General features: G+C 60.2%; 16 protein-coding genes and 1 pseudogene. 13 read left to right on the forward strand and 4 right to left on the reverse strand.

The genetic code is table 11. The annotated features are described in order from the left end of the window. The first annotated feature begins 9 nt into the window (after nucleotides 1-9). Both PMI11_RS18810 and PMI11_RS18815 read left to right on the forward strand, forming a co-directional pair. On the forward strand, nucleotides 10-879 hold the full coding sequence (locus PMI11_RS18810; protein WP_007820043.1) for a 23S rRNA (adenine(2030)-N(6))-methyltransferase RlmJ: 870 nt from the start codon (nucleotides 10-12) through the stop codon (nucleotides 877-879). A 57-nt stretch (nucleotides 880-936) separates the two neighbouring features. Further along, complete coding sequence (locus PMI11_RS18815) at nucleotides 937-1,533, forward strand: glutathione S-transferase (RefSeq protein WP_007820045.1); 597 nt, start codon at nucleotides 937-939, stop codon at nucleotides 1,531-1,533. 85 nt (nucleotides 1,534-1,618) lie between these two features. Here the strand turns inward: PMI11_RS18815 and PMI11_RS18820 are convergent, their stop codons facing one another. Continuing rightward, the gene (locus tag PMI11_RS18820) at nucleotides 1,619-2,251 is read right to left on the reverse strand and encodes an outer membrane protein (protein ID WP_007820051.1); all 633 of its coding nucleotides are present in this window, start codon (nucleotides 2,249-2,251) and stop codon (nucleotides 1,619-1,621) included. Between the two features lie 364 nt (nucleotides 2,252-2,615). On the opposite strand from PMI11_RS18820, the gene PMI11_RS18825 reads away from it, so the two are divergent. From PMI11_RS18825 to PMI11_RS18845, 5 genes are all read left to right on the forward strand, one after another. Then, nucleotides 2,616-3,383 carry an SDR family oxidoreductase gene (locus PMI11_RS18825; RefSeq protein WP_007820052.1) on the forward strand — a complete coding sequence of 256 codons (768 nt, stop codon included), beginning with the start codon at nucleotides 2,616-2,618 and terminating at the stop codon, nucleotides 3,381-3,383. Next, nucleotides 3,380-5,422, forward strand: a complete 2,043-nt coding sequence (gene uvrC / locus PMI11_RS18830; protein WP_007820053.1) for an excinuclease ABC subunit UvrC — start codon at nucleotides 3,380-3,382, stop codon at nucleotides 5,420-5,422. The genes PMI11_RS18825 and uvrC overlap by 4 nt, the downstream gene beginning before the upstream one ends. 110 nt (nucleotides 5,423-5,532) lie before the next feature. Continuing rightward, entirely contained in the window at nucleotides 5,533-6,123 is a 591-nt protein-coding gene (pgsA, locus tag PMI11_RS18835; protein WP_007820054.1) for a CDP-diacylglycerol--glycerol-3-phosphate 3-phosphatidyltransferase, read from the forward strand. Continuing rightward, a complete protein-coding gene (moaD, locus tag PMI11_RS18840) occupies nucleotides 6,120-6,374 on the forward strand; it encodes a molybdopterin converting factor subunit 1 (RefSeq protein WP_007820055.1) in 255 nt (84 codons plus the stop codon). Before pgsA ends, moaD begins: the two co-directional genes overlap by 4 nt. 261 nt (nucleotides 6,375-6,635) lie before the next feature. After that, nucleotides 6,636-7,097 (forward strand): molybdenum cofactor biosynthesis protein MoaE, encoded by a 462-nt coding sequence (locus PMI11_RS18845; protein ID WP_007820056.1) that lies wholly within the window; start codon nucleotides 6,636-6,638, stop codon nucleotides 7,095-7,097. On the opposite strand, the gene PMI11_RS18850 is transcribed toward PMI11_RS18845, so the two are convergent. Continuing rightward, entirely contained in the window at nucleotides 7,098-7,994 is an 897-nt protein-coding gene (locus tag PMI11_RS18850; protein WP_007820058.1) for a branched-chain amino acid ABC transporter permease, read from the reverse strand. A 66-nt stretch (nucleotides 7,995-8,060) separates the two neighbouring features. Between PMI11_RS18850 and PMI11_RS18855 the strand changes: the two genes are divergently transcribed. Next, complete coding sequence (locus tag PMI11_RS18855; protein ID WP_007820060.1) at nucleotides 8,061-8,609, forward strand: CGNR zinc finger domain-containing protein; 549 nt, start codon at nucleotides 8,061-8,063, stop codon at nucleotides 8,607-8,609. Next, a complete protein-coding gene (locus tag PMI11_RS18860; protein ID WP_007820062.1) occupies nucleotides 8,606-9,112 on the forward strand; it encodes a hypothetical protein in 507 nt (168 codons plus the stop codon). The genes PMI11_RS18855 and PMI11_RS18860 overlap by 4 nt, the downstream gene beginning before the upstream one ends. Before the next feature lie 81 nt (nucleotides 9,113-9,193). Here PMI11_RS18860 and ndk read toward each other — a convergent pair whose 3' ends face one another. Then, the gene (gene ndk, locus PMI11_RS18865; protein ID WP_007820064.1) at nucleotides 9,194-9,616 is read right to left on the reverse strand and encodes a nucleoside-diphosphate kinase; all 423 of its coding nucleotides are present in this window, start codon (nucleotides 9,614-9,616) and stop codon (nucleotides 9,194-9,196) included. An 80-nt stretch (nucleotides 9,617-9,696) separates the two neighbouring features. Then, nucleotides 9,697-10,386, reverse strand: coding sequence for a glutathione S-transferase family protein (locus tag PMI11_RS18870; protein WP_007820065.1), 690 nt, complete (start codon nucleotides 10,384-10,386; stop codon nucleotides 9,697-9,699). A gap of 525 nt (nucleotides 10,387-10,911) precedes the next feature. Between PMI11_RS18870 and PMI11_RS18875 the strand changes: the two genes are divergently transcribed. The 4 genes and pseudogenes from PMI11_RS18875 to PMI11_RS18885 all read left to right on the forward strand — a co-directional run bounded on the left by PMI11_RS18875 (nucleotide 10,912) and on the right by PMI11_RS18885 (nucleotide 16,431). Then, entirely contained in the window at nucleotides 10,912-12,957 is a 2,046-nt protein-coding gene (locus PMI11_RS18875) for an SPFH domain-containing protein (protein WP_007820066.1), read from the forward strand. Nucleotides 12,958-13,075: 118 nt separating this feature from the next. Further along, nucleotides 13,076-13,150: pseudogene (locus tag PMI11_RS37365) on the forward strand (damage-inducible protein DinB); the annotation flags it as partial. Nucleotides 13,151-13,402: 252 nt separating this feature from the next. After that, nucleotides 13,403-14,455: a GGDEF domain-containing protein gene (locus tag PMI11_RS18880; protein WP_007820067.1), complete on the forward strand. Its 1,053-nt coding sequence runs from the start codon at nucleotides 13,403-13,405 to the stop codon at nucleotides 14,453-14,455. 89 nt (nucleotides 14,456-14,544) lie between these two features. Beyond that, the gene (locus PMI11_RS18885; RefSeq protein ID WP_007820069.1) at nucleotides 14,545-16,431 is read left to right on the forward strand and encodes an ABC-F family ATP-binding cassette domain-containing protein; all 1,887 of its coding nucleotides are present in this window, start codon (nucleotides 14,545-14,547) and stop codon (nucleotides 16,429-16,431) included. The last annotated feature ends 193 nt before the right edge of the window (nucleotides 16,432-16,624 follow it).

A 16,624-nucleotide genomic window follows, 5' to 3' on the forward strand; every position in this document is an offset into this window, starting at 1 on the left:
TCAGCGAAAATGAATTATCGCCACATCTACCATGCAGGCAATTTTGCCGATGTGCTGAAGCATGCGGTGCTGGCGCGGCTGGTCCGCTACATGCAGAAAAAGGACGCCGGTTTTCGGGTGCTCGACACACATGCCGGCATCGGCCTCTACGATCTCTCTTCCGAGGAAGCGCAGAAGACCGGCGAATGGCATGATGGTATCGGCAAGCTCCTGGAGACCGATCTTGGGCCGCAGGTCTCCGAGCTTCTGGAGCCCTATCTCTCCGCCATCCGAGAACTGAACCCGCAGGGCGGCCTGCGCTTCTATCCCGGCTCGCCGAAGCTTGCCCGCATGCTCTTCCGCCCGCAGGACCGGCTTTCGGCGATGGAGCTGCACCCAGAAGATTTTGTCCGGCTGCATCGAGTCTTCGAAGGCGATCACCATGCGCGCATCACCGAGCTCGACGGCTGGCTGGCGCTCGGCGCGCATCTGCCGCCCAAGGAAAAGCGCGGCATCGTGCTCGTCGATCCGCCCTTCGAAGAAGACGGCGAATATGAGCGCCTGGTGGATGGTCTTGCCAAGGCCTACCGGCGTTTCCCGGGTGGCACCTATTGCCTCTGGTATCCTTTGAAAAAAGGCGCGCCGATCAAGGAATTTCACGAGGCGCTGCAAGCGACGGAAATCCCGAAGATGCTCTGCGCCGAGCTTGCCGTGCGCAGCGACCGCGAGACGACGGGGTTGACGGGCTCCGGCCTCATCATCGTCAATCCGCCCTTCACCCTGAAAGACGAGCTGCACCAGTTGCTGCCGGCGCTGAAGGACCATCTGGCGCAGGACCGCTTCGCCTCACAGCGGGCCTTCTGGCTGCGCGGCGAGACGAAGCCCGCCAATGCTGATTGACCGACTCTCGGCGCTCAGGAATAGTCCGGCGCCATCAGCATTTCCAAAAGGTGCCCCATGAAGCTTCTCTGCTCCCCGACCTCCCCTTTCTCCAGCAAGGTGTGCATGGCCGCCCGCCATCTCGGCCTGGAGACGATGGAAATCCGGGTCGATACGAATGCGGGACCGGCGATCCTCGTGGACAACAACCCGCTCGGCAAGATCCCGACGCTGCTGACGGATGACGGTGTTTCCATCTTCGACAGCATCGCCATCATGCATTATTTCGACCGGCTGACGAAGGGCGCGCTCTATCCTTCCAAGAAGGGCAAGCGCACCGATTCCGAAGTGCTGGAAGCGCTGTGCGACGGCGTCTGCGATTGCCTGCTGGCGATCGTCTATGAGCGTCGCTTCCGCGATGAAGAAAAGGTGCATCAGCCTTGGATCGACCGTCAATGGAAGAAGGTCGCCACCGCGCTGAACTATCTGGCGGCCAATACGCCGAAGCTCGGCAAGAAGCTGCATGGCGGGCATTTCGCACTCGCCGCCACGATCGGTTATCTCGACCTGCGCTTCAAGGGCCAGTGGGAAGAAGACCATGCCGAGCTGATCGGCTGGCTGGAAGAATTCAAGAAGAAGTTCGATGGCTATGAACGGCTGAAGCCTCAAGCCTGAAAGATTTGAGAGACCTGGGATCGACGCAGACAACAAAAAAGCCGGGCACAAAGCCCGGCTTTTTTCGTATTCGGTGTAATCCGAATTAGAACTTGACGCCGATACCGACCTTGACGCTGTTTTCGTCGAAGCCGCGCGAAACGCTGCCGGAATTCAGGTTGTAGTCCTTGTCCTGATAGTCGGTGTAGCGGTATTCGAGGCGCGTGGTGATGTTGTTGGTCACGAAAGCTTCCACACCGGCGCCGACCGTGTAACCGTAGGCGGTCTTGCTGTCGGAAGACGTGCCGTCGGAAACCTTGGTGTCGGCGAGTGCCAGACCTGCAGTACCATAGAGCAGGAAGGGGTTCAGGTCATAACCGACGCGGCCGCGGACGGAGCCGTTCCAGCCAGTCTTGTTCTTGATGCCGCCCTGGGTGACGTCTGCATCGCCATAACCGAGATCGGCTTCAGCGCCGTAAACGATCTGACCCTGCTGGAAATTGTAGCCGGTGAAGAGCTGACCACCCCAATCGTAGGTGTTGCGGTCGGAACCGAAGCTGCCCGCATTGTAGGTAGCGGCGCCACCGAGGTAAAAGCCCTGCCAGTTGTTGACCGGAGCCGGGGTTTCCTCAGCGACCGGTGCCTGCGGGACCTGGTCCACGGCATCGGCTGCCTGTGCGACCGAGAAACCGCCAACGGCGAGAGCGGAAGCCATGAGACCAGCAAAAAGTATACGCATAATTATCTCCTTTCAGTCCCGCGCGCTCGTCAACTCAAACTTCGGCGAAGCATTCACGGGGGATTACTAAATGTCCCTTCCGGTTCGAGAGTGAAATTGGAATGCAAATGCGGATTTGAAAGAGCCAAATTGTGATATCATTGTGGCTCCGCGGCGGCAGAAATTCGATGTTGCTTGGCTGCAACATACCGTTTATTAAGGATAATAAACAGTTAAACTTACAATACCTATTTTAATAAATCGCGATCGCAAATAATACATAGAATATCCAGCCCGTACAGGCAATGCTTTCGGCCTATTTATATAATCAGAGCCTGCCCTTATATAGTCAGCAAACGCACTCGCAGGACCAGAAGGCAGGATCTTGACCCAGAATAGACTTCGCGCGGCGCTTGTGACGGGTTCTGCCAAAAGAATAGGCCGGGCGATCGCCGAAGACCTTGTTGCTAATGGATTTTCGGTTGCGATCCATGCCAATGGCTCGCTCGCCGAGGCCGAGGATTTTGTGTCGGAATTGCGGCAAAGGGGTCATAAGGCGGTTGCGATCAAGGCCGATCTTGCCAAAATCGATGAGGTAATCGGGCTTGTCGAACAGGTGCGCGGAGCGCTCGGGCCGATCGACCTGCTCGTCAACAATGCGTCGATTTTTCTGGAGGATTCACTCCTCAAATTCGATGCGCAAGTGTGGGACCAGCACTTCGCCGTCCATGTTCGCGCGCCGTCAATCCTGGCCGCTAAATTCGCCGAACAGCTGCCGGCGACGGCGGAGGGGCTGATCGTCAATATTATCGACCAGCGCGTCTGGGCACTGCGGCCGAGCTTCTTCTCCTATACCCTTTCGAAATCGGCGCTGTGGACGGCGACACAGACCATGGCGCAGGCGCTGGCGCCACGCATCCGCGTGAATGCGATCGGCCCCGGCCCGTCGATACCGAGCGAAAGACAATTGCAGGAAGACTTCCAAGCGCAGGTCGCAGCCCTTATCTTGAAACGGGGGCCTGAGCTCAAGGAATTCGGCCGAACGATTCGTTTTCTGTTCGAGACCCCTTCGATCACGGGTCAGATGATTGCACTCGACGGCGGCCAGCATCTCGCATGGCAGACGCCTGATGTGCTGGAGATCAAGGAATGAATGCCAAGAAGCTGCCCGATGGCGGTGTTCTTTACGACGAGACTGACGAGAACGACGACGACATCATCGAGGTGGAAGGCGATGCCTCCGCTTCGCCGATTTCTGCGGCGGTCGACTGGAATGCCGGCAGCATCAACGAGACCGGCCTTGTCGGTGCGGATCTGATCGCCGAATTCGTCAAGCGCCTGCCGAACAGTCCCGGCGTCTACCGCATGTTCAACGAGGCGGGTGACGTTCTCTATGTCGGCAAGGCCCGCAGCCTGAAGAAGCGCGTCGGCAACTATGCGATGGGTCGCGTACACTCCAACCGCATCGCCCAGATGGTGCGCCAGACCGCCAATATGGAATTCGTCACGACGCGGACGGAGACCGAGGCGCTGCTGCTGGAAGCGAATCTGATCAAGCGCTTGCGGCCGCGCTTTAATGTTCTGCTGCGTGACGACAAGTCGTTTCCCTATATCCTGATTACCGGCGATCACCGCGCACCGGCCATCTTCAAGCATCGCGGTGCGCGCGCCCGCAAGGGCGATTATTTCGGCCCCTTTGCTTCGGCAGGCGCTGTCGGACGCACGATCAATTCGCTGCAGCGCGCGTTCCTGATCCGCACCTGTACCGACAGCGTCTTCGAGACGCGCACCCGGCCCTGCCTGCTCTATCAGATCAAGCGCTGTTCCGGGCCCTGCACCCGTGAGGTCAGTGACGAGGGCTATGCGGAGCTGGTTCAGGAAGCCAAGGACTTCCTGTCCGGCAAGAGCCAGAAGGTGAAGGAGCACATTGCGGAGGCGATGAACGCCGCTGCCGAGGACCTCGATTTCGAGCGCGCCGCGATCTATCGCGACCGTCTTGCCGCGCTCTCGCATGTGCAGAGCCACCAGGGCATCAATCCGGCCGGTGTCGAGGAGGCGGATGTCTTCGCCATCCATCACGAAGGCGGGATTTCCTGCATCCAGGTCTTCTTTTTCCGCACCGGGCAGAACTGGGGCAACCGCGCCTATTTCCCGAAGGCCGATCCGCAGCTTTCCGGCGCCGAGGTGCTGAACGCATTTCTGGCGCAGTTCTACGACGACAAGCCGGTGCCCCGGCAGATCATGCTCTCGGAAACGGTGGAGGAGCTGGAGCTGCTGGCCGCCGCCCTCAGCGAAAAGGCCGGGCACAAGGTTTCCATCCTCGTTCCGCAGCGCGGTGAAAAGCGCGACCTCGTCGAGCATGTCATCGCCAACGCCCGCGAGGCACATGGCCGCAAGCTTGCCGAAACGGCCTCGCAGTCACGGCTGCTGGAAGGTTTCAAGGACACATTCGGCCTGCCCTATGTGCCACAGCGCGTCGAGATCTACGACAACTCGCATATCATGGGCACGAATGCGGTCGGCGGCATGGTGGTCGCCGGACCGGAAGGCTTCGTGAAGAACCAGTATCGCAAGTTCAACATCAAATCGACCGAGATCACCCCCGGCGACGACTTCGGCATGATGCGCGAAGTGATGACACGGCGCTTCTCGCGCCTGCTGAAGGAAGAGGGCATTCCGGACAGGAGCGCGCAGGTTTCCGCCGCAGATGCGGCCGACATACCCTTCCCCGCCTGGCCCGACGTGATCCTTATCGACGGCGGTCAGGGGCAGATGACGGCGGTGCGTGCGATCCTCGAAGAGCTTGGCATAACCGATAGCGTGATTGCCATCGGCGTCGCCAAGGGTGTGGACCGCGAGGCAGGCCGCGAGCGTTTCTTTGCGCCCGGCAAGGGAAGCTTCACGCTGCCGCCGCGCGATCCGGTTCTCTACTTCATCCAGCGCATGCGTGACGAAGCGCACCGTTTCGCGATCGGCTCTCATCGGGCGCGGCGCAAGAAGGAGATGGTCAAGAACCCGCTCGACGAGATCGGCGGCATCGGCCCATCCCGCAAGCGGGCGCTGCTGCAGCACTTCGGAACGGCGAAGGCGGTGTCACGCGCTGCCCTTTCCGATCTCATGGCGGTGGAAGGGATTTCCGAGACCGTCGCAAAGCAGGTCTATAATCATTTTCACGACGACGCCGCGAAATAAGCGGTGCCGGTCGCAAATTCCACGCAAAGGCAGCGAAAAAACAGAAAGAATGTTGACGGTCGAGGGGCAAAGCCGTCATCTACCGCCGCATCAATATAGAGAACCGCATCATGGCATCGCGTGCGTATAATATCCCCAATCTCCTGACCTACGGCCGCATCCTCGCGGTGCCGCTGATCGTCGTCTGCTTCTTCATCGAGGGACGGCTCAGCAGCAGCGACACGGCGCGCTGGGTGGCGCTGTGGATCTTCATCATCGCCTCGATCACCGATTTCCTCGACGGCTATCTCGCGCGCATCTGGAACCAGACGTCGAATATCGGCCGCATGCTGGACCCGATCGCCGACAAGCTGCTGGTTTCCGCCATCCTGCTTCTGGTCGCTGCCGACGGCACGATTGCCGGCTGGTCGCTCTGGGCAGCGATCATCATCCTGTGCCGCGAAATCCTGGTTTCGGGGCTGCGCGAATATCTTGCGGGGCTGAAAGTCAGTGTGCCGGTGACGCGCATTGCCAAATGGAAGACGACGCTGCAGCTCGTTGCCATCGCCTTCCTGCTTGCCGGCCCGGCGGGCGACGCCATTTTCCCCTATACGACCTGGACCGGGATCGCGCTGCTGTGGATTGCTGCGATCCTGACGATCTATACCGGCTATGATTATTTCCGCGCCGGGCTGAAACACGTGGTGGACGACGAAGAATGACACGGCTTGTCTATTTCGCCTGGGTGCGCGAACGCATCGGCAAGGGAGAAGAGGAAATCGACCTCCCCGCTTCCGTCGTCAGCGTTGCCGATCTTCTGAATCATTTGAAGGGCCTGGGCGAAGAATATGAGATGGCTCTTCAATATCCTGATGTGATCCGGGTGGCGATCGACCAGGAGCATGTGGAGCATGACGAGCCGATAACAGGCGCGAAGGAAATCGGCATTTTCCCGCCGATGACGGGTGGGTGAGATAATGACTGTGGTGCCGTGGGGTTACCCCCCTCTGCCCTGCCGGGCATCTCCCCCACAAGGAGGGAGATTGGCTGGGAGCGCCCCGTTCCGCAGACAATCAACCTTGCAGCCCGGCAAAACGGTCCATGGGCACGATGCTCATGCCGCTCGTAATCTCCCTCCTTGTGGGGGAGATGCCCGGCAGGGCAGAGGGGGGTGGGCACGGCAGGCCATCACCGCATTTCCCGCAACTACATCAAAGCAGCAGAGGATTCTGCTGTGACCATTACCCCCACCATCCGCGTCCAGCGCGAAGATTTCGACCTTCAGACAGAAGTCGACCGGCTTTCCAAGGGCAAGCCCGGCATCGGCGCAATCGTCACATTCTCCGGTCTCTGCCGCGATGAGGGCGGGACACTGTCGGCGCTCGAGCTCGAACATTATCCCGGCATGGCCGAAGCGGAGATGACCCGCATCGGCGAACTTGCCATCGAGCGTTTCGGGCTCAGCGGCCTGACCGCCATCCATCGTTTCGGAAAGATTGCGGCCGGCGAGAATATCGTGCTGGTCGTAGCAGCAGCGCCGCACCGGCAGGCGGCCTTCGACGGTGCGAGCTTCGTCATGGATTTCCTGAAAACCTCGGCTCCCTTCTGGAAGAAAGAACACGGAAAGGACGGCGGCACCGGCGACTGGATCGCAGCGAAGGATGCCGACGACACGGCGCGCGATCGCTGGAAATGATCAGAGCACGACGCGCTCGCGCCTGCTCAGCACCAGCAGGAACACCAGCAACGAGAAGATGGCGAGATCGCGCCAGATGAAGGAACCGTAGGCGCCCCAGAGCGTCTCGACGAACGCCAGGCCAGCGGCACCACCCGCCGAGCGCAGCGGATCGGAATAGCCGCCGACGGCTGCGATCAGCAGCACCTTGAGACCGAACATCAGCCCGGCGCCGAAATCCATCGTTCCGTAATAGAAGGTCGCGAGGATGCCGCAGCAGGTAGCGACGAGCGCCGCTGCTCCATAGGACACCAGAAAAACCCGGCTGGCGCTGGTGCCACAGAGTTCGGCGGCGAGCGGATCGTCGATGACCGCCCGCCACAGGCGGCCCCATACCGTGCGCTTCAGGATCAGCGCGCCGATCGCAATGATCACGCACATCAGGGCCGTGTCCAGAAGCTGGATATAGGTGAGCGTGACCTTGAAGGTGCCGTCGCTCCAGAAGGTCACGTTGTCGTTCAAGAGCGGCGGCAGCCAGATGGCGCGGGTATTGGCGGCAAGGCGCGCCGTCTCCATCAGCACGATCATCATGCCGAGTGCGGCGACAATGACCGTGTTCGGCGATTTGCTGGCGAGCGGCTGCATGACGAAGCGGCCGATCCAGACCCCTGCCCCGACCGAATAGATCAGCGAGGCGCAGACGCCGATCGATATCGCCGCCGGCAGCACCAGCCAGAGGCGGTTATAGGCCATGTCCGTGAAGAGCAGCAGGATCTGGCCAGCAAAGGCGATAATCGCCCCATAGGTGATGTCGGGGCGCTTGGTGACACCGAAGGCGATCGAATAACCGAAGGCAAGCGTGGCATAGAGCGCTGCGAGCGGCACCGCATTCGCCAGTTGCTGCAGAAGATAGGCCATTCCGACACTCCAGATCAGCTTAAAATAATAACTGGCAAAATACGTTTTACCAGTTATATTTTTCCCATGAGCTTCTCCTGGACCCCTCACCGTTTTTCTGGCGGCGCATTGGCGCTCGATGTCGCCAATAGCGTCATCCTGCGTCACGATACTGCGCGCCGGATCGACCGCTTCGAGGCCGAAGGGCAGATGGAGCGTTTCCCCGAGGCGGCGCAGGAATTCTGCGCCGAACGGGCACTTTTCGGCGACATCGCGCCGGTTGGAGCGCAGAATAGAGCGAACTTCATCGCGTTGCGCGAAGCGACGGACCGCTATTTCCGCCGGCGCGTGCTCGAGGGCAATGACGACCGGCTTCTTGCCGAACTGCTGGAGGCGCTGGCGTGCACCCTGCGCGGTGCTGCGGAGAAGGGCCTCGATGCGGCGACGGCCCATTCGGTTCTGCGGCTGATCGCCATGCCCGATGCGGAGCGGATGAAGATTTGCGGCAATTGCGGCTGGCTGTTCATCGACCGCAGTAAGAACAAGAGCCGGGCCTGGTGCGACATGGCCGTCTGCGGCAACCGCGCCAAGGCCAACAGGCATTACCGGAGGAAAAAGAAGGAGGAGACGCCATGAAGCGGCGCTCGATCATTACCGCCCTTGCGGCAGCGGGGCTCCTGCTCTCCGCCTGCCAGCGCCAGGCCGAAAGCATGCTCGAGGTGACAGGCCATCTCTTCGTTTTCAACTACCGCGTCGCAAGCGCCACTTATCTGCTGACGCTGAAGAAGACGGCGCCTATTCCCGATGGCTCGACCATCGTCGCTGAATTCGAAAATCCGCAAGGCGGAGCGCCGTTGGTCACGAACCAGAAGGTGTTTCCGATGGAAGACAAGATTTCGGTCCAGAGCGAGAACCTGCATTGCGTGCGCAAGGACCGGCCCTACGCCGTCACCGTCAGGCTGATCGACAAGGATGGCAAGCTCTTGCAGGAGCTGAAGACCCAGTTCAAATCAGATCTCGACCAGACGGTGCTGCCGAGCAAGCCACTGGTGTTGGGTGCGGGCTACGAGAAGAACCCCGAGGTTTTCAAAGCGGACGGATCGACGGATTTTTCCAACACCGACAAATGCCCGGCCTGAACCTAGAAATAAAAAAGCCGGGACGAGCCCGGCTTTTTTGAGTCAATTCAATGCATTCCGAGGGAATGCTCCGGGGCTGAATCAGCCGACGATTTCGGTGTCGGAGAACCAGTACTTGATTTCCTGGGCAGCCGTTTCCGGAGCGTCGGAACCGTGAACCGAGTTTTCGCCGATCGACAGAGCGTGAACCTTGCGGATCGTGCCTTCGGCAGCGTTTGCCGGGTTGGTTGCGCCCATGATTTCGCGGTTCTTCAGGATGGCGCCTTCGCCTTCCAGAACCTGAACGATGGTCGGGCCGGAGGTCATGCCTTCGACGAGTTCGCCGAAGAACGGACGTTCCTTGTGAACGGCGTAGAAGCCTTCTGCTTCGCGCTTGCTCATCCAGACGCGCTTGGAGGCGACGACGCGCAGGCCGGCATCTTCGAGCATCTTGGTGATAGCGCCCGTCAGGTTGCGCTTCGTTGCGTCCGGCTTGATCATCGAGAAGGTGCGTTCAATCGCCATAATTCGAGTCCTCATACTCAGGGAAAAGTGGGCGGTCTTTACCCGCCTCACCGCCCGAAAACAAGGGGTCTCCGGCAATTTCACGCCGCTGTCACAGTCCGGCCCCGGCTTTCATGAAGATCGAGGCAGCGTTCGAACCAGGCCATGACGGGGTCGTCAGGGGCCAGCATGGCGAGGCCTGCGGCGATGCGCAGCCATTGCAGCGCACCAAAGACGATGTAGTCGGCAAAGAGCGGGCTGTCGCCACCGATGAAGGGCTGGAAGCGCAGCATGTGGCGCATCGGCTCCAGCTTGGCGGCAAAGGCCTCCCTCTCCGCGGCGCGGCCGGCGGCGAAATCCTCCAGCGGCTTGCCCAGGCGGCTTTCGCGGCTGGTGCGGAAATAGGCCTTGTCGCCCTCATCGAGAATGGAATGAATATCGAGAAGCGCAATCCGCATGATCGCCGGATGGATGATCATCTGCGAATAACCCTCGACCATGCGCGACAGGGCCTTGCCGCCCTCGCCACCGAAAAGCGACGGACGGTCCGGATAGGCATCCTCCAGGTAAAGGGCGATATCGAAACTGTCTGATATCAGCCGACCATTGTCATCCAGAACCGGCACGGTCTTGGAGAAGCCGCCGCCGATATCAACAATGCGGCTATAGGTCGTCGGAACCTCTTCAAAGTCGAGCCCCTTATGAGCGAGCGCCATCACCGCTTTCCAGCAATGCGGCGAGAAGAAGTGACGCTCGTCGGCGCCGCACAGGGAATAGAGAGCTCTGGTCATGGCCCGTCCTTTCGCAATCGCAAGGGGTTCATTCCATGCCAGAAAGCCGGCGCGATCAAATCAGGAATTTTCATGGTGTCATCACTCCCGGTTCTACAAACCATGACGATTTCCTTGCCAGCTTCGGGCTTCGTCAAACTCGCTGTGATCGCCATTTGGCTCAGAAGTTAGTTCGTCGCCATCGCCCATGTATAATTCAACGGAATTGAATGCTCGAAATAGCGAAATCACTGGAAATACTTACCCTATTTCCGCGCTAGACGTCTTTAAACCTGCAGGTGTCGTGCCTACGTGCTTAAGCGTTATGTCTATCAAGGCAACACCGATGTGAGATCACTCACGACCACGCCGCCCTCTGTGGGGACTCTGGGCGCGCGGTCATTTTCCCAGACAACAAGCAGCCCAAGCGTTCGACACGTTCTCAGTGCGTCGGGCGAATAGGCGCGCACCTCCCCGTCTTATCAACCAACAACCAACCGGGCGGCCGTCGGGTGGACGAACCCGCACGCCCATACGAGAGAAAAGATGGAAACCCTGCAATATCTTAGTCCGGCGGGATGGAAGGCAATCGAAATCGCCGTCCTGCTCCTCGTGCTGGCAGCCCTGTTCCGGTGGAGCGGCGTGATCCGCTATATCCCAAACGACAGGCTTGGCATTCTCGAAAAACTGTGGAGTTTTCGCGGCTCCGTCGAGAACGGCTTCATTGCGCTCCATGGAGAGGCCGGCTTCCAGCCGGAAGTCGTGCGCGGCGGTCTGCATTTCTTCATGCCGTTCCAGTATTCGATGCATCGCGCCAATCTCGTGACCATTCCACAAGGACAGATCGGCTACGTCTTCGCCCGCGATGGCGAACCATTGCCGCCGACCCAGACGCTTGCCTCGAATGTCGACGCCGATGATTTCCAGGACGTGCGCGGCTTTCTCACGAAAGGCGGCCAGAAAGGGCCGCAGCGCAAGATCCTGCGCGAAGGCACCTATGCCATCAATCTCGCGCAGTTCATCGTGCTGACCGCCCAGACGACCTATGCCGTCAACCTGAATGCTTCGGAACAAAGACTGTTTGCCGACATGTCGACTTTGATCACTGAGCGGAACGGCTTCGCGCCCGTCGTCATCCATGATGCAGAGGACCTGATTGGCATCGTCACCATCCATGACGGTCCGGCGCTGCCGGATGGCGAGATCATTGCCCCGACCGTTGCCAACAACCCGAAGGATCCGAACTTCCACAACAATTTCCAGGATCCCGAGAAGTTTCTCAATGCCGGTGGTTATCGCGGGCGGCAATTGCAAGTGCTTGCCGACGGCAGCTATTTCCTCAACCGCATCTTCGCAACGGTCGAACTGGTCGAGAAGACTATCATCGACGTCGGCACGGTGGGCGTCGTCGTCTCCTATACCGGCCGTCGGGGCGCGGATATCTCGGGCCAATCCTATCGCCACGGCGAACTGGTCGAGACGGGCGCACGCGGTGTCTGGTCGACTCCGCTTCTGCCGGGCAAATATGCCTTCAACACCTATGCCGGCAATATCGTCATCGTGCCGACCACCAACTTCGTGCTCAAATGGACCAAGGAACAGTTCGGCGAGCACAGGCTGGACGAGAACCTTTCGGAAGTTTCGCTGATCACCAAGGATGCGTTCGAACCGGTGCTGCCGCTCTCGGTCGTCGTGCATATCGACTATATGAAGGCGCCCCTCGTCGTGCAGCGTTTCGGGGATATCAAACGTCTCGTCGAACAGACGCTCGACCCGATGGTCTCGGCCTATTTCAAGAATATCGCCCAGACCAAGACCTTGATCGAACTGCTGCAGGAGCGCAGCGAAATCCAGCGCAAATCCGGCGAGGAGATGCGTGAGAAGTTCGGCTCCTACAGCCTCGAACTGCAGGAGGTGCTGATCGGCACGCCCCGCGCCAGCAATGGCCAGAACAGCATAGAGCAGATCCTGATCCAGTTACGCGAGCGCCAGATCGCCGTTGAAAAGGTCGAGACCTACAAATTGCAGGAGGCGGCTGCGGTCCAGGAGCGCACATTGCGCGAAAAGGAAGCGCTCGCCGAACAGCAGGCCAAAATCACAACATCGGCACTCACCATCGAGATCAGCGAGAACGAAGGCAAGGCGCAGCTCGCCCGCACCCGCCAGCAGGCGGAAACTATTCAGGTTACCGCCAAGGCGGAGGCCGAGAAGGTGCGCCTTGCAGGCCTCGGCGAAGCCGACCGGATCAAGGCCATCGCCCTTGCCGATGCCGAACGCATCAAGGCGACTGGTCTTGCGGATGCCCAGAAGGTGCGCGCCATCGGTCTGGCGGAAGCCGAGGCCACCGAGAAGAAGGTCGCGGCCTTCGGCGGGCCGGACTATCAGCTCAACTCGCAGGTCCTCATGCGCTTTGCCGAGGCAATTGAAAACGGCAGGCTGCCGCTCGTGCCGCAGATCCAGGTCGGCGGCACGAGCGGCGAAAAAGGCGCAACCAATGGCCTTGTGGAAATGATGCTGTCGATGCTGGTCGCCGACCGGCTTGGAAAGCAGGGCTCACCGGCTGCGGTGCCGGCGCCGATCGAGCATGATTGAGTACGGATGGGCCGGTCACGCCGGCCCTTTCTTTTTGCGTTGCCATCCAAAAGCGGAACTGAAATCGTCGTTCCGCCCAAGCATGATGCGAGGATCCTTGCCAACGTCATGGATTTCGACGGCACTAGGCAAGCCGAGCCTCGGACCGGACTTCATCTACTTCCTGCGTAGCACGGGCCGAGAGTGGATGTGAGCCGTTAGGCTGCATAAAGTGCCACCGCGTCCTTTGCGCGTCGGAAAAGACGCGTGGCACGGTCGCCAAAGCATGATGTCATCCGAAACCGCTCACATTTTTCGGCATCATGTTCCAGCCAGCAAGACCGCATTAACCGCCTTTGCCGGTTCCCCCGCCAATCCAGCGTTTCCCGTTGAAAATTCAGCCTCTTTTAAAATCTTGCAGGCATAGCGGAACGAAGGAAACGAAGCCGGACCGCGAGGGATCGTCATGCAGACTGCCGTTGCAAATGCATTGAATGGGCGCGAGGCTGCCCGGCCGATGCCGGCTGCCGACATCCAGAAGGTCGCTCAGCACATGATGCGGCTCAATGTGGCGGGCCTGCCGCGCAATTACGAACTGTTCTACGAAGCGCTTGTCGGCCTGAATGCCGGGCTGGCGCAGGATATCGCGGCCCTCGGTTCACATCCGCAGCAGGAGGCCTTGGACGAACTCGGCCTGCGCTACCGGCTCGTCGGCCATTACGGGCTGGCGGGCGACCGCTCGCGCAACGAGGCGAGCCGCATGCTGAAGGACACTGCGGAGCGGCTGGCCGAGGGGCGCCTGCATCATCAGGCCTTCACGCGCGCCTGCGAGACCATCCTCAGATCCGTCTCGGGCCAGCAGGAACACCAGAGCCTTGCCGACTTCATGGCCGAGGTCGAATATCTCGCCGCCTCGCTTTCAGACGTCCTCGCGGCGGAACGGACGATCGGCACCAGGCTGGAAGAGGATATCGAGCGGCTGACGGCGCTGGAGCGCGGCATTTCCGCCGTGCAGGCGGCTACTATCACCGACAAGATCACCGGCCTGCCCAATCGTATCGGCCTCAACCGCGCGCTCGACGATCTCTATGGTCAGGAAGATGGTGCGGCCGGCAGCGCGCTGATCATGATCGACATCGATGATTTCAAGGAGTTCACCGCCCGCTACGGTGCGCAGACCGGCAACAAGCTTCTGAAGAAGCTTGCCGGCCTCTTCCGCAAGACGGTGAAGAAGAACGACTTCATTGCGCGCCTGGAGGCCGACGAATTCGCTTTCCTCTTTGCCAATGTCGGCATGCAGGATGCGCTGGCGATTGCCGAGCGGCTGCGCAGTTCGGTCGAGGACAATCTTGTTTTCGCGGCGTCGGACACTTCTGATGCAAGCGGCCTGACGATTTCGGTCGGCGTGGCGTTGAGCGGCGATGCGGCCACGTCAGGTCAGCTTCAGGCCAATGCCCGCGTGGCGCTGCTTGCCGCCCAGTCCAATCCGCGCCTACCGGTGCAAGCCTTCGGACGTTGATGCGAAATCACAAATTGATGGCAGTCATCGGCCAAACGCGCTGCTGATCCATCTTGCCTTGGCGGCGGCTTTCGGCCAAAACCGCGCGCATGATCACGATTTCAGACATTTCCGCCCGCATTGCCGGCCGCCTGCTTCTCGACCATGCCAGCGTCTCGCTGCCGTCAGGCACGAAGGCCGGCCTTGTTGGGCGCAACGGCGCCGGCAAATCCACCCTCTTCCGCGTCATAACAGGCGATCTGGGAGCGGAAAGCGGGACAATATCGATCCCCAAGAATGCGCGCATGGGTCAGGTGAAGCAGGAAGCGCCGGGAACCGAGGATTCACTGATCACAATCGTGCTTTCCGCCGACAAGGAGCGCGCCGCGCTGCTTACCGAGGCGGAGACCGCAACCGATCCGCATCGTATCGCCGAAATTCAGATGCGCCTCGTCGATATCGACGCCCATTCGGCGGAAGCACGCGCCGCCAGCATCCTCTCGGGCCTCGGCTTCGATCAGGAAGCGCAGGCCCGGCCCGCATCCTCCTTCTCCGGCGGCTGGCGCATGCGCGTGGCGCTCGCCTCCGTGCTCTTTACCGAGCCGGACCTGCTGCTGCTCGACGAGCCGACCAACTATCTCGACCTCGAAGGCACGATGTGGCTGGAGGATTACATCCGCCGCTATCCGCACACGGTCATCATCATCAGCCACGATCGCGACCTGCTGAACAACGCGGTCAATTCGATCGTGCATCTCGATCAGAGGAAGCTCACCTTCTACCGCGGCAACTACGACCAGTTCGAGCGGCAGAAGGCGGAAGCCGACGAATTGCAGATGAAGGCCAAAGCGAAGAACGATGCGGCGCGCAAGCATCTGCAGAGCTTCATCGATCGCTTCAAGGCCAAGGCCTCCAAGGCCAAGCAGGCCCAATCGCGCGTCAAGGCGCTGGAGCGCATGGGCACGGTCGCGGCCGTGATCGAGGATCACGTTCAGCCGATCACCTTCCCCGAACCCGAAAAGCAGCCGGCCTCGCCGATCGTCGTGGTCAGCGGCGGCGCAGTCGGCTACGAACCCGGCAAGCCGATCCTCAAGGGGCTCAATCTTCGTATCGACAATGACGACCGCATCGCCCTGCTCGGCTCGAACGGCAACGGCAAATCGACCTTTGCGAAATTCATCTCGGGACGGCTGGCGGCCGAGAGCGGCGAGGTGCGTCTGGCGCCGGGCCTGAAGATTGGTTTCTTCGCGCAGCATCAGCTCGACGATCTCGTACCGAATGAGACGCCTGTCGAACATGTGCGGCGGCTGATGCCGACGGAGCCCGAAGCGAAGGTGCGCTCGCGCGTGGCGCAGATGGGCCTTGCAACCGAGAAGATGGCGACGGCCGCAAAAGACCTCTCGGGCGGCGAAAAGGCACGCCTGCTGATGGGGCTTGCCGCCTTTTATGCACCGAACCTCTTGATCCTCGACGAGCCGACGAACCATCTCGACATCGACAGCCGCCGCGCGCTGATCGAGGCGCTGAACGATTATGACGGGGCCGTTATCCTGATCTCGCACGACCGGCACCTGATCGAAGCGACCGTCGACCGCCTCTGGCTGGTCAACAACGGCACGGTGACGAGTTTCGAAGGTGATATGGAAGAATATCGCGACCTGATCGTCGCTTCCGGCAAAAAAAAAGACGACGAAAAACAGAAGCAGCCTGAAGACCAGTCCTCGAAGGCCGACCAGCGCAAGCTGAATGCCGACAAGCGCGCCTCGCTCGCCCCTCTCAAGAAAAAGATCAACGAAATCGAATCCTTGACGAGCAAGCTGGAGAAACTGATTCAGGCACTTGATGCGGAACTTGCGGATCCGGCGCTCTATGAAAAGGCGCCCGCCAAGGCCACCGAAAAAGCCAAGCAGCGCGGCGAAGCCGCCGCCAAGCTCGCTGCCGCCGAAGAGCAATGGCTGGAGCTCTCCGCTGAATATGAAGGAGCCATGGCGAGCTGAGGCGCCGCCAGCGCAAGCAGCTGTCTGGAGATACTTTGCTGCGGCGCAAGAACCATTGCGCTTATCAAGAGCTAGACAATTGTCCAAAAATCGCGTCGTCTGCTCCTAAAGACCAGACTTGCCCGCGGACCGCTTTCTGATAAAACGGCGCGCAATAAGTCATACTTTTAGCGAAACACCGAACGCGAGCTCT

It is taken from the genome of Rhizobium sp. CF142 (assembly GCF_000281145.1).
Taxonomy (GTDB): Bacteria; Pseudomonadota; Alphaproteobacteria; order Rhizobiales; family Rhizobiaceae; genus Rhizobium.